This window comes from Halobacillus rhizosphaerae (genome assembly GCF_046719735.1).
Classification (GTDB): domain Bacteria; phylum Bacillota; class Bacilli; order Bacillales; family Halobacillaceae; genus Halobacillus_B; species Halobacillus_B rhizosphaerae.
This window is the reverse complement of sequence record NZ_JAUTWQ010000010.1, coordinates 92,478-106,046: the sequence shown is the minus strand read 5'-3', so window position 1 is coordinate 106,046 and position 13,569 is coordinate 92,478. Positions and strand designations below refer to the sequence as shown.

Here is a 13,569-nt window from a genome sequence, read left to right as displayed (position 1 = left end):
GTTATTTTATCCAACTTCATAGAGTCTTATTTGAGTCCCACTCTGCGATCAAGTAAAATAATTGATAATGAATGCGGGAGGGAACTTTATGAAAAAGTATATAGTAGCAGGGGCCGGAATACTTGGGGCATCAACCGCTTACCATTTGGCAAAACAAGGGGCAGATGTGACGATTGTTGATCGCAACGACGCTGGTCAAGCTACAGAGGCAGCGGCAGGCATCGTTTGTCCCTGGCTAACTAAGCGAGTGAATTCTGCCTGGTATCATCTAGTTACAGAAGGGGCAAGATATTATCCGGCATTAATTCATGAATTGGAGGAAGAAGGGGAAACACAAACGGGGTATTCCAAAGTTGGGGCTATAAATATCTTTTCTAAAGAGTCGATGCTTAATGATAAATTAGCTCTAGCAAAAGATAGAAGAAAAACCGTTCCGGAAATGGGCGATATTTCGAAACTCTCTATTGAAGAGACGCAAGCCTTATTCCCACCGTTATCAGGTGAATATGCCGCTTTACATATTAGCGGAGGTGCCCGAGTCAATGGAGCAGCATTGCGGGATGCACTGCTGCGAGGCGCACAAAAAAACGGAGCAGAATTTATTCATAGTGATGCCGAGCTTTTAACGGAAAATGGTAGAGTTAAAGGGATGACATTAGGGGATCAATCTATCCATTATGCAGATCATGTGCTTGTCACCGGAGGGGTCTGGGCAAAGGAGTTATTTGCTTCTTTAGGAAGAACCGTTCAAATCACCTCACAAAAAGCTCAAATCGTTCATTTGCGGCTTCCAGATACAGATACTAGCCGCTGGCCGGTAGTTATGCCTCCTTATGGTCAATATTTTCTCGCTTTTGGGCAGGGGAAGATTGTCGTTGGCGCAACCCAGGAAAATGATAGGAAAGACACGCGGGTTACAATGGGCGGAGTCCACCAGGTGTTGGAGAAAGCGTTGAAAGTGGCCCCTGGTTTCGCAGAGTGTACATACGAAGAAACGAAGACAGGTTTCCGTCCCTTCACTCCAGGGTCATTACCTGTCATTGGAGAAGTGGCGGGGGTAAAAGGGCTGTATGCTGCCAATGGTCTTGGCGCATCGGGTTTAACTAGCGGTCCATTTTTAGGGAAGCAGCTAGCAAAGCTTGCCATGGGTGAGAAAACAGAGATTAACCTTGATCATTACCGAATTACGGAAGCCATTCAGTAAAAAAGCGTCATCCAAACAGTTCCAGTTCCATGTAACGTCAGCGGCAAATCCAGGTGCAGATAAATTCATTCTTTTTTGTTCATCCAAGGTGCCCTCATAATAAATTTGAAAACATACGTATACTTTCATTGTAACCAACTGGATCTCCCTGCTCAAGCAAGACAAAAAAACCGAACGATGATGGATTTATCATCGTTCGGATTTAATAATTGCGATACAGGAAGTGGCACTGCCTCCACCTTGCGGGTACTATTACGGCATAACCAGATGTGGTAGTGAAACAATCTGATATCTGTTGGCTTTTTCTATTCGAGATCTTCTCCAATAATTCTTACTTCTCTCTCCAGATCTACCCCGAATTTTTCCTTCACAGTTTTCTGAACGTGTTCAATCAGGGAAATGTAATCTGAGGTGCTGGCATTATCTTTATTGACAATAAATCCAGCATGTTTAGTAGAAACTTCTGCGCCACCAAAATTTGTCCCTTGTAAGTCACTATCCTGAATTAATTTACCGGCAAAATAGCCTGGCGGTCGTTTGAAAACACTCCCGCAAGAAGGAAACTCCAGCGGCTGTTTAGACTCTCGCTTATTTGTCAGATCATCCATCATAGATTTAATATCTTCGTATTCACCCGGTGATAAGTGGAAAGTAGCTTCAAGGACTATATCGCCACTGTCAGGAATATTACTTGTACGGTAATCTAGATTGAGTTCCGAAGCCAGCCTTTTCACGAGGTTTCCTTGTTTATCTACTACATATGCATAATCTAAAACATCTTTTATCTCTCCGCCGTAGGCTCCCGCATTCATGTAGAGAGCGCCGCCCACAGTACCTGGAATACCACAGGCAAATTCAAGACCCGATAACCTTTCCTTCAATGCATGACGGGAAGCATCGATAATTCTCGCCCCGCTCTGGGCCACTAGTGTGCCTCCGTCCACTGAGATGTCATTTAAATGTTTCAGGTTAATGACCATACCTCGGATTCCGCCGTCTTTAATAATTAAATTAGAACCATTTCCAAGAAGAGTAAAAGGGACGTTTGCTTCATTAGAGAATTTGACCACATTTTGAACTTCTTCAAAAGTTGTAGGTGTGATAAAGTAATCTGCCGTTCCACCAAGTTTTGTGTACAAGTGATCTTTAAGAAGTTCATCCATTTTTACGTTTTCAGGTTTTACTAATTTTAGCAATTCATCGTATATTTTTTGCTTTTTTTCCATTTACACCATTCCTATTTCTTTGTCGTGTTCATGAATGAAGTTTATAACAAATTGGCTTTGAATCAAAGTCTTTTTCTAAAATTGAAAGGATTCCCATTGCATTTATAATCCACTTACCAGTAATTTATGTTTAATGGAAAAGAACGTTTCAATCCTACACTGCCTAACATGGATGAAAAAAGACTTTAAAACTCTTTCAGATAACTCACTAGGAAAGAGAAATCACAGTCTACATTGATTTAATTTCCTCGTAAGGAAATGTTATCCTCGTTTTACAATACACCACCAACTTCTTCTTATTTTCTGAAGGTTTAAGAAACGAAAACAACGGGAAAAACACGGCTGTGTTTGTTTTCTACCGAATTTTCAGAAAGGATGACAATTTGATGACACATTTGAGAAAATACGCTAATCTTGTCAAAGAATCTGTTATTATAAGACTTGTACGAACCTATTAATCTAATGTTATCTAGATGAAATATCTGATATAGTGGGTGAGGATTCAGTTTAAAAGGAAGGTGACTTAATGTGAAATTACTTAAAACGTTCTTTATCACGAGTACGTTTCTGTTTTTTATGTCTGGCTGTAGTGCACTGCCCGTACTTAATCCAAAAGGGCCGGTAGCTGACGCACAAAAAGGACTAATCTATTGGTCTATTATTTTAATGCTTATTATTGTTGCTGCCGTTTTCGTACTTTTCACAGTGATTCTAGTGAAGTATCGTGAACGTCCTGGCATGGAAGACGGCGACCCAGAAGACATAGAAGGAAACAAATGGCTGGAACTGCTGTGGACGGCGATCCCGATTGTTATTGTTATCTTACTTGCTGTTCCAACCGTTACTACCATCTACAAATTGGAGAAAGCGCCTGTAAGCTCTAAGGACCAAGATCCTTTAGTGATTAGAGCTACATCCGCAGATTGGAAATGGTTCTTCTCTTATCCTGAACAAGGGATTGAAACGGTGAATTACCTTCATATTCCTGAAGATCGGGCAGTGAAATTTGAATTAACATCAGCTGACTCCATGGCGGCTCTTTGGATCCCGCAGTTAGGCGGACAAGAGTATAACATGGCAGGTATGATGAATGAACTGATTTTACAGGCAGATCATCCAGGCGTATACGATGGACGAAATGCAAACTTTACAGGTAAGGACTTTGCAAAAATGACATTTAAGGTGCACGCGGATACCCAGGAAGACTTTCAATCATGGGTGAAAGATAAACAGCAAAATGCGCCAAAACTTACGCAAGATAAGTATAATGAATTATTGCTGGAAGGCCTTGTGAAGAAATCCACTTATTCCTCTACTCATTTGCAATTTGTCGATCATGCGAAGCAGCCTGGGTATGCTGTGGAAGTTAGAAAGAAATTAAAAGCCAAAGACCCTCAGTTGGAAGAATCTCATTAAGAGTGGAGGCGAAACAACATGAAATTAGACGAATTTTTTGTCACCGGTGATCCATTAATTTTAGGTGCAGACGTATCGATCGTACTAACTATGGTCGGTATCGTGTTCGTACTAACATATTTTAAAAAGTGGAAATGGTTGTGGGACGAGTGGATTACGACTGTTGACCACAAAAAATTGGGAGTCATGTATATCTTAGCTGCTGTACTTATGTTATTCCGCGGCGGTGTGGATGCGTTGTTAATGCGCGCCCAATTAACTGTACCGGATTCTAAATTTTTAGATCCGACTCACTATAATGAAATATTTACGACCCATGGTACAATCATGATCCTGTTTATGGCGATGCCATTTTTAATTGGGTTATTTAACGTAGTAGTACCATTGCAAATAGGAGCTCGTGACGTAGCTTATCCCTATTTGAATGCAGTAAGTTTCTGGACCTTTTTTATGGGAGCGATGCTCTTTAATATCTCTTTCGTAATTGGGGGTTCACCGGACGCAGGCTGGACTGCTTATACGCCGCTTGCTGAAAATAACTTAAGCCCTGGACCAGGTCAGAACTTCTATCTATTAGGACTGCAGATCGCAGGTATTGGTACGTTGCTGACGGGAATCAATTTCCTTGTTACGATTCTTAAAGTGCGTGCTCCAGGTATGAAGATGATGAGACTGCCAATGTTCTCTTGGTCAGTTGCCATCACTTGTATTTTGATTATTTTTGCTTTCCCAGTATTAACTGTGGCCTTAGCTATGATGACCATTGACCGTATATTTGGAGCCCATTTCTTTACACTGGCTGCCGGCGGTATGCCAATGTTATGGGCGAACTTATTCTGGATATGGGGACACCCTGAGGTTTATATTGTAATCTTGCCTGCATTTGGAATTTTCTCAGAGATTATCAGTACATTCTCTCGTAAGAATTTGTTTGGGTATAAGGCGATGGTATATTCAATGATCATTATCGCTTTCTTAAGCTTTATCGTATGGGTTCACCACTTCTTTACAATGGGAAGCAGTGCAGCTGTTAACTCGTTCTTCTCCATCACAACCATGCTGATTGCCATACCCACGGGTGTTAAAATATTTAACTGGCTGTTTACCATGTATAAAGGAAAAATTAAAATTACCATGCCGATGCTTTGGTCACTGGCATTCATTCCAAACTTTGTTATCGGCGGTGTTACTGGAGTTATGCTTGCGATGGCAGCAGCGGACTATCAGTACCATAATACGTATTTCCTAGTATCTCACTTTCACTACGTATTGATTTCTGGTACCGTGTTCGGATGTTTTGCCGGCCTTTACTTCTGGTATCCAAAAGTATTTGGATACAAACTAAACGAGAAAATCGGCCGCTGGAGCTTCTGGCTCTTTGTAGTCGGCTTTAATGTTTGTTTCTTCCCTATGTACTTCTTAGGATTTGCAGGCATGCCGCGACGTATCAGCACGTACCCTTGGGATACCGGCTGGTTCCCATTAAATGCAGTAGCATCCTTTGGAGGCTTGCTGATGGGTGTCGGGTTCATCGTTCTGCTTTATAACATTTATTACAGTGTCCGCTACGAAAAGAATGTGGAGACTGGAGATCCGTGGAATGCACGTACACTAGACTGGTACACTGAAGCTCCCGTACCGTTCTATAACTTTGCTAAAATTCCTGAAGTCAAGCATCGTGATGAATTCTGGGAAATGAAAAAAGAAGGCAGAGGAAAATTTGATGTGGACAAAGAAGACATCGAAGAGATTCATATGCCAAGTAACTCCGGGGTACCTTTCATCATGTCCATTTTCTTCTTCATATCTGGCTTTGGTCTGGTATTTGAGTGGATCTGGATGGGAATTGCTGGTTTGATCGGTATTCTAATATGCATGATCATCCGTTCGTTCGATAAGAATGAAGGTTACCATGTGAGTGTTGAAAAAATTAAGGAAATTGAGCATAAGCTCAAAGGAAAGGAGGCGTAACGTATGTCAGGACATGCGACACCAATCGATCCAAATAAGCCACTGGAATACCAATCGGAAACCGGCAGGCTGAATATATTAGGGTTCTGGATATTCCTAGGAGCAGAAATCGCCCTGTTCGGTACGCTTTTCGCTGCCTATTTCGTTTTAGATGGACGGATAGGCGACGGGCCGCCTCCTGAAGAGCTCTTCGAACTTAAAGGAGTATTAATTGAGACCTTTCTTCTGCTTACGAGTAGTTTTACCTGTGGAATAGCTATCCATGAGATGAGACGCAGAAGTGTAAAAGGAATGATGATCTGGTTCATCTTTACTTTGCTTTTAGGTTACGGTTTCGTGTTTTTTGAAATTAAAGAGTTTATCACCTACGTTCACGAAGGCGCCTCGTTGCAAACGAGTGGATTTTGGTCAGGTTTCTTTACTTTACTAAGTACTCACGGTCTTCACGTAACAATGGGTACGTTTTGGATGATTTCAATTCTTATCCAAATTGCCGTAAGAGGATTAACTCCTGAAACTGCTAAAAAGGCATTTGTTGTATCCTTGTACTGGCACTTCTTGGACGTTGTTTGGATTTTCATCTTCACGACAGTTTATTTAATGGGGATGGTGATGTAAATGGCAGGAAATAAATACGATCATTTCCCTTGGAGTCACGTAGTCGGTTTTGCATTTTCGATTATTCTTACACTATTTGCTATATGGATTGCATTTTATACAGATCTATCTGTCAGTGCCATTGTGTGGAGCATTATTGGTCTTGCGATTGTGCAGGCAGGTATCCAGTTGTTTATGTTTATGCACGTTCGTGAAGGTGAAGGTCAGACGCAGGTCGCTACCATGTTTTACAGTGCCGGAGTCGGCGTAATCATTGTCATTGGTACAATTTGGGTTATTCGCTCAATCATGTCCATGCCAATGTAATGAAAAGAGTTAAGATAGGGATATCTAACCTCCCTGGCTTTAAATAGACAAGAAAAAGGCGTGAAATCAGTGTTTTACATTTGATTTCACGCCTTTTTTTGTGTTTTATAAGCGTTTCTAGTAATAAGAAAGCTGCCTCTTTATTACTAATGAAGAAACATAAGTAAAGCTGCCAAGATTAACTTGGCAGCTTTATACTTCTTTTAACGAGATTCTTTATTAGCTTTTGCCTTTTGAGTATCCATTTCTAATACTCTTGAAAGCATATTAGGTGCTTGACTGATACGTTTCCGAATTCTTACATCTTTATATAAGACGAGGTACATGGCGTAGTGGGCTAAAAGAATGTTTGCTGAGAAGATGATCAGCAATGCCCAGTACCCAAAAGCACCTAATTGTAATTGTCCAAATTCAACCACGAAATAAGCCCACATGCCCACAATCAAAGGCAGTTGAATGAGTGCTAATTTTCGGTGATCCATCCATAAGAACAGAGGCGTCATACTTGCTAAGAAAACATATACCAAAATTACATCCATTATCCTTCACTCCTTACCATAGTGTATGTTAACGCTTACAACACCATGTACGTATTGTGACTATTTTGTGAACGTTTATTAAACTTATTATAACAATTAACAGAAAATTTAAAAAGTCCTTTCTGCCTATTTTTCCATATTTTTTTATTTCACGTGAATATTTCATCTATAGAATCCAGCAATTAACAAAGATATTACTTATTTTTCCACTTCCAGCGATATATAAACATTCGTTTGTTTTAGATAGAAGGAATGTTAAGGCCGGGAATGGATAAGAAGTAGCATGATCAATGCTGTATGGAAATATATAGAAGTTATTAGATCATGTTAAAGGTAAATAGCAGAAGAAAGCGCTTTATTTAAAAGAAAGTTTCCTATTTTCTGAATACTTATTGCGAAGCTCCTCACAAATTAGTATTATCATTGTAAGCCGATCTAATATTCGTTAAATTTCGACTAATATATGTTTTATGGAAACTTGCAGAAAGGATGGAAATAATGGATAACAAAAAAGATCTTAGAATTCGCAGTAAGGTAATCAGTGAAGGAGTTAATCGGGTTCCTAACCGTTCGATGCTGAGAGCCGTTGGTTTTGAAGATGAAGATTTTAAGAAACCGATGATTGGAGTAGCCAGTACATGGAGTGAAGTTACTCCTTGTAATGTACATATTGACCAATTAGCGAGGGAAGCCAAACAAGGAGCAGCTGAGAATGGCGGTGCTCCGATGATTTTCAATACGATCACAGTGTCTGACGGGATTGCTATGGGGCATGAGGGAATGTATTATTCACTTCCAAGCAGGGAGATTATTGCTGACTCCATAGAGACCGTAACAAATGCAGAACGACTGGATGGTGTAGTAGCTATTGGCGGATGTGATAAAACCACGCCAGGTTGCATGATGGCCATCGGAAGAATGAATATTCCTGCCGTATATGTCTACGGTGGAACCATTCAGCCGGGAAAATTAAATGGTAAAGATATTGATATTGTTTCTTCCTTTGAAGCCGTCGGACAGTATCAAGCAGGGAAAATTAAGGATGAAGAGCTTCACCAAGTTGAATGTCATGCATGTCCAGGTGCAGGAGCATGCGGAGGAATGTACACAGCTAACACAATGGCATCAGCTGTTGAAGCCCTTGGAATGAGTATCCCTGGGTCCTCTTCTACACCTGCAGTGAATGATTATAAAGAAACTGAATGTCGTCAGGCGGGGGAAATGGTTGTAAACTTATTAGAAAAGGATATTTACCCACGTGACATTATGACGAAAAAAGCTTTTGAAAATGCAATTACAGTTGTGATGGCTCTCGGGGGATCTACGAATGCATTTTTACACCTGACAGCAATGGCTCATTCGGCAGGAGTAGATTTGACGCTTGATGATTTTGAGAGAATTCGGCAAAACGTACCTTACCTTGCAGATATGAAACCGAGCGGAAAATATGTTATGCAGGATTTATATGAAGTCGGCGGGGTACCAGCTGTAATGAAGCTGCTTCATGAACACGGGCTTCTTCATGGTGACTGCCTGACTGTAACGGGCAAGACTGTAGCAGAGAATCTGGAAGAAGCTCCTCCTCTTAAAGAAGGACAGAAAGTTATTCTTCCATTCGACGAACCTATCAAGCCGAATGGACCGTTAGTTTTGCTTAAAGGAAACTTAGCTCCTGAGGGTGCCGTTGCCAAAATGTCGGGTCAGAAAATAAGTCGTTTTGAAGGTCCGGCTAAAGTTTACGATAGTGAAGCTGAAGCAACGAAGGCAATTGAGGAGAACTACATTAAAGAAGGAGACGTTCTCGTCATTAGAAATGTTGGACCTAAAGGCGGACCAGGAATGCCGGAAATGCTATCAATTACCGCAATGATCGTCGGAAAAGGACTTGGCGGTAAAGTAGCACTTTTAACTGATGGACGCTTCTCAGGTGGTTCACATGGTTTTGTTATCGGACACGTAGCACCGGAAGCCTTTGTTGGGGGTCCCATTGGATTATTAGAAGAAGGAGATACCATTACAATAGACAGTGATAAGCAGCAGATTAACTTTGATGTAACCGATAAGGAAATCGAACGCCGTAAACAAAAGTGGGTGCAGCCGGAACTTAAGTTTAGAACGGGCATTCTTGCTAAATACGCTCGATTGGTTTCTTCCTCTGCTAAAGGGGCCGTAACCGATTTAGAATTAGATTAATCATGAATTTTTTAAAATGCGCGTGTAGTAGTATATAGGTGGTTCATCAGAAAACCTGAACTTTTGAGTTCGGGTTTTCTGTGTTTTTATGAAGCTAACTGTTCCTTATTCTGCTTCATTCTACAAAGACACAACATATAGCGGCTTGGATAAAACAAACTGCAGACCTGGCTGTGTTTCCCTCAGCATATTATTGACAAGTAGGTGGTACAGCCTCTAGTGATCTCTGTATTATTTCCATTGGGTAGTGTAATGGATTGCTATTTGTATTACTATTGAACAAGAAAGAGGTGGATATAAATGACTGTATTAGGGTTTATAAGACATGGCAGTACATCATGGAATAAAGAAGGAAGGGCTCAGGGATCCTCAGATATCCCTTTAGATGAAGAAGGAAGAAAGGAAGCTTTACTGTTAGCTGATCGTTTAAGTAACGAAAGCTGGGACTATCTAATTTCGAGTGATTTAGTTAGAGCCAGAGAAACTGCAGAAATCATTGCCTCCCAATCTAAGGGAATGGAGGTGCAAATAGATCCACGATTGCGGGAAGTCAGCGGGGGTAAAATTGAAGGAACAACTGAAAAAGAGAGGATCTCCCAATGGGGAAAAGATTGGCGAAAGATAGATGTGGGGATCGAGCGGCAGGCTGCAGTTGTTCTAAGAGGGATGGAAAGTGTTCATGATTGGATGAACAAGTATGAAAATAAAAAAGTTCTTTTTGTCACACATGGCGGTTTTATCAAAATTATATTAAATGAAATGGGACTATTGCTTAATGCCGATGAACATATAGGAAATACTTCATTAAGCTGCTTGCGCTGCTTAGGTGGAGAATATATAGCTGAAACCCTAAATTGTACAAATCATTTAAATGAAGGGATAAAAGCGAACCGCTGAACTGGTTCGCTTTATCCTTTAAGGACCATTGTTGTATGATTTCCACTTTGAACATTCCATTTCCTAAAAAAGAAGTAATGATTAATCTTCTTTTGTATAATTCAAATCCCAGATTACCCCATAAGGATCTTTTACTTTAGCATAGATTGCTCCCCAGAAAGTATCTTGCAGTTCCATTAGGGGTGTACTGCGCTCTGTAAATCGGTCATATAAGGAACGAATTTCTTCTTCACTTTCCAATTCAAGAGCAAGGGAGATGTGATTTCCTATCGTGATGGAAGGTTCTGAAAAAGAGTCAGACACCATAAAGAACAAGGCACCACTTTGAAATTGAGCATGCATGATCCAATCATCCATCTCTTTGGGAGTATCGAAATCAGCCTCTCCAAATGTTTGAATACCTGATACTTCCCCATTAAAAATTACTTTGTAATAACCTAGAGCTTCTTTAGCTTTGCCACTGAATATCAAGTAGGGTGTCGCTTGATGATTCATATTAACCACTCCATTCTATAATCCTGTCTATTATATCTTAAATGAAATGGTGATGGATAACAAGAACGTTTGTTCGACATTTATATAAATATAACTACTTGGCTTGAAGCTGAGCAAATTTACGGTTCCAGACCTTTGCTTTAGTCAAAGAGGGGCCATCCAGCTCAATTTCCCCTGGTTTAACAGCGTTCCCGATAATATAATCTTCAAAATTCATGTGAACGAATTCAAAAATATAGTTAAATTGCTGAACCAAAGGAAGAGCAGTAATTTTAGGATTTGTCCCGCCTGCAGCCACGACATATGCCGTTTTTTTGCTTAATTCTTCTTTCATATTATACCTTGAATCCCGCAAGTATTGGGACCAGCGATCGATAAACACCTTCATCTGACCCGACATTCCAAACCAATAGATGGGGGTAGCAAAGATGATAATATCGTGAGAAAGAAACTGCTTAAGGAGTTCCTCGTAATCATCCTCAATATGTGAAAAACCTTGCTCTGTATGCCGCATATCAACAATGGGTTTAATATGATGGTCTTCTAAATGAATGGTAGAAGATTTCAACCCTGCTGTAATTTCCTTAACTAATTGTTCTGTATTGCCTGCTTTTCTTGAGCTTCCAAGTAAAGTTAGAATTTTCATCTAATAAAACCCCTTAGTATCATTTACAGGATAGTATATCATTGTCATGGGTATTGGAGTTATTTATAATTATTAATAGTAACTATGAATTATTTTGATGGAGGAATGAGATGGATCTTTCTTACCTTTACACATTCAAAGAGGTTGTGAAATCCGGGAGCTATACTAAGACAGGAGAGCAACTGGGTTATGCTCAGTCAAGTGTAACCACTCAGATAAAAAAATTGGAAGAATATTATCAGGTTAAATTATTTGAAAGGGCAGGGCAGAAGATGAGGATGACTCATGCTGGAGAACAGCTTTATGAGTATGTGAAGCAGGTTACCCAGTTGATGGATGAAGCTGAGGAGAGAATCAGCCAAGGAGTGAATGCCGGGGGAATATTGCGTTTGGGGACGGTGGAATCTCTTGCCGCTTATTTCATTACCCCCTACATTAAACAATTAAAATTCAAGCATCCGAAATTAAAGATTCAACTGGAATCCGGTCTCTGCCCTAATCTGAAACAAGGCGTGCTGGAGAGGAGTTTCGATTTGGCAATCATGCTGGATCATCAAATTGATCACCCTGACCTTGCTTCAATACCGATTCGAATAGAGAAAATGATCTTAGCCGTCCCTCCTTCACATAAATTAACGGAGGAGCCAGTGATAAGTGTTTCACAGTTAAGTGAAGAAACACTCATTTTGACTGAAGAAGGCTGTGCTTATCGTGTTCTTTTAGAAAATCTGCTGAGAGATAACAGTATTCAGCCGAACTCCATTATTTCTTTCACCAGTCTTGAAGCTATTAAACAATGTGTGATCGACGGCCTTGGTGTCGCAGTTCTCCCAGAATTAACGGTGAGCAAAGAAATTAACGACGGTACGCTTTCGGCTTTATCTTTTGATACTGAAGAAATGAATTTATTAATTCAAATAATTTTTTTGAAAAAGAAATGGCTTTCCCCCGTTATCAAACAATTTATGGGCATGTTTGCTCAATTAGAATAGAGATATGTATAGGAAGGTTTTCTGAATCTCTAGAGGTGGTATAGCCATATGTGAACTTTTGTAGAGAGGGATGAAATGATGGAAAAACGTACTAATCTCGGTAAATCAGATATAGTGGTCAATCCAATTGGTCTAGGCACAAATGCTGTAGGGGGGCATAATATTTATCCAAACTTGGATGAAGATGCAGGTAAGAATGTAGTGAGGACCGCTTTAGAAAACGGAATGAACTTTCTAGACACGGCTTATATATATGGGCCTGAGCGCTCAGAAGAATTAGTAGGACAAGTGATGAAAGAATACGGGAGCAGAGATGAGATTGTGCTTGCAACCAAAGGGGCTCACGAATTCCGCGGAGAAGAAGTAGTTTTTAACAACCATCCTTCTTTCTTAAGAGATTCTGTAGATAAGAGCTTAAAAAGGCTGCAAACGGATTATATTGATTTATTTTATATTCACTTTCCGGATGAAGATACTCCTAAAGATTAAGCCGTAGGGGCACTTAAAGAATTGAAAGATCAAGGAAAGATCCGTTCGATAGGTGTATCTAACTTCTCTATCGATCAACTTAAAGAAGCCAATAAAGATGGATATGTTGATGTGCTTCAGTCTGAATATAATTTGTTTAAGCGCGATGCAGAAAAAGATCTGCTTCCTTACACTTCCGAAAATCACATAACTTTTGTTCCTTATTTTCCGTTAGCATCAGGATTATTAGCAGGTAAATATGACAAGAATTCTACGTTTGATGATTTCCGCTCTAAAAACCCTCTATTCCAAGGAGAAGAATTCAAACGTAATTTAGAAAAAGTCGATCAAATTAGAGATATTGCAAATTCTCAGGGAGTGGACGTGGCCCATGTAGTGCTCGCCTGGTATCTAAATCAGGATTCCGTAGATGCCGTCATTCCCGGAGCAAAACGCCGGGAACAAGTGGTGGATAATTTAAAAACCTTAGATGTGGAATTATCTCAGGAAGAAGTACAAAAAATTTCTCAAGTATTTTCTTAAATCAAAAAAATAATTAAACTGCATTCTATGGAATGAATAGTGTGCAGACAAATTA

Annotated in this window: 12 protein-coding genes and 1 pseudogene; 9 read left to right on the top strand and 4 right to left on the bottom strand. The window is 40.1% G+C overall.

The annotated features are described in order from the left end of the window. Window positions 1–88: 88 nt before the first annotated feature. A complete protein-coding gene (locus Q7A53_RS12090) occupies window positions 89–1,204 on the top strand; it encodes an NAD(P)/FAD-dependent oxidoreductase (protein ID WP_411789429.1) in 1,116 nt (371 codons plus the stop codon). A gap of 305 nt (window positions 1,205–1,509) precedes the next feature. On the opposite strand, the gene murB is transcribed toward Q7A53_RS12090, so the two are convergent. Then, entirely contained in the window at window positions 1,510–2,430 is a 921-nt protein-coding gene (gene murB, locus Q7A53_RS12085) for a UDP-N-acetylmuramate dehydrogenase (protein ID WP_411789428.1), read from the bottom strand. Window positions 2,431–2,958: 528 nt separating this feature from the next. On the opposite strand from murB, the gene qoxA reads away from it, so the two are divergent. The 4 genes from qoxA to qoxD are packed head-to-tail and all read left to right on the top strand — an operon-like array spanning window position 2,959 to window position 6,741. Next, a complete protein-coding gene (gene qoxA / locus Q7A53_RS12080) occupies window positions 2,959–3,846 on the top strand; it encodes a cytochrome aa3 quinol oxidase subunit II (protein ID WP_411789427.1) in 888 nt (295 codons plus the stop codon). Window positions 3,847–3,864: 18 nt separating this feature from the next. Continuing rightward, window positions 3,865–5,817 carry a cytochrome aa3 quinol oxidase subunit I gene (qoxB, locus tag Q7A53_RS12075; RefSeq protein WP_411789426.1) on the top strand — a complete coding sequence of 651 codons (1,953 nt, stop codon included), beginning with the start codon at window positions 3,865–3,867 and terminating at the stop codon, window positions 5,815–5,817. Between the two features lie 3 nt (window positions 5,818–5,820). Next, window positions 5,821–6,435, top strand: coding sequence for a cytochrome aa3 quinol oxidase subunit III (gene qoxC, locus Q7A53_RS12070; RefSeq protein ID WP_411789425.1), 615 nt, complete (start codon window positions 5,821–5,823; stop codon window positions 6,433–6,435). Then, window positions 6,436–6,741, top strand: coding sequence for a cytochrome aa3 quinol oxidase subunit IV (gene qoxD, locus Q7A53_RS12065; protein WP_411789424.1), 306 nt, complete (start codon window positions 6,436–6,438; stop codon window positions 6,739–6,741). Window positions 6,742–6,944: 203 nt separating this feature from the next. Here qoxD and Q7A53_RS12060 read toward each other — a convergent pair whose 3' ends face one another. Further along, the gene (locus tag Q7A53_RS12060) at window positions 6,945–7,280 is read right to left on the bottom strand and encodes a spore morphogenesis/germination protein YwcE (protein WP_411789423.1); all 336 of its coding nucleotides are present in this window, start codon (window positions 7,278–7,280) and stop codon (window positions 6,945–6,947) included. A 498-nt stretch (window positions 7,281–7,778) separates the two neighbouring features. Between Q7A53_RS12060 and ilvD the strand changes: the two genes are divergently transcribed. Together ilvD and Q7A53_RS12050 are read left to right on the top strand one after the other, a co-directional pair. Next, the gene (ilvD, locus tag Q7A53_RS12055; protein WP_411789422.1) at window positions 7,779–9,473 is read left to right on the top strand and encodes a dihydroxy-acid dehydratase; all 1,695 of its coding nucleotides are present in this window, start codon (window positions 7,779–7,781) and stop codon (window positions 9,471–9,473) included. A 300-nt stretch (window positions 9,474–9,773) separates the two neighbouring features. After that, entirely contained in the window at window positions 9,774–10,370 is a 597-nt protein-coding gene (locus tag Q7A53_RS12050) for a histidine phosphatase family protein (RefSeq protein ID WP_411789421.1), read from the top strand. Between the two features lie 81 nt (window positions 10,371–10,451). Here Q7A53_RS12050 and Q7A53_RS12045 read toward each other — a convergent pair whose 3' ends face one another. After that, the gene (locus Q7A53_RS12045) at window positions 10,452–10,865 is read right to left on the bottom strand and encodes a VOC family protein (RefSeq protein WP_411789420.1); all 414 of its coding nucleotides are present in this window, start codon (window positions 10,863–10,865) and stop codon (window positions 10,452–10,454) included. Between the two features lie 94 nt (window positions 10,866–10,959). After that, the gene (locus Q7A53_RS12040; protein WP_411789419.1) at window positions 10,960–11,511 is read right to left on the bottom strand and encodes a flavodoxin family protein; all 552 of its coding nucleotides are present in this window, start codon (window positions 11,509–11,511) and stop codon (window positions 10,960–10,962) included. Between the two features lie 110 nt (window positions 11,512–11,621). Between Q7A53_RS12040 and Q7A53_RS12035 the strand changes: the two genes are divergently transcribed. Both Q7A53_RS12035 and Q7A53_RS12030 read left to right on the top strand, forming a co-directional pair. Further along, window positions 11,622–12,503 (top strand): LysR family transcriptional regulator, encoded by an 882-nt coding sequence (locus tag Q7A53_RS12035; protein ID WP_411789418.1) that lies wholly within the window; start codon window positions 11,622–11,624, stop codon window positions 12,501–12,503. A 78-nt stretch (window positions 12,504–12,581) separates the two neighbouring features. Further along, window positions 12,582–13,514, top strand: a pseudogene (locus Q7A53_RS12030) (aldo/keto reductase). Window positions 13,515–13,569: the final 55 nt, after the last annotated feature.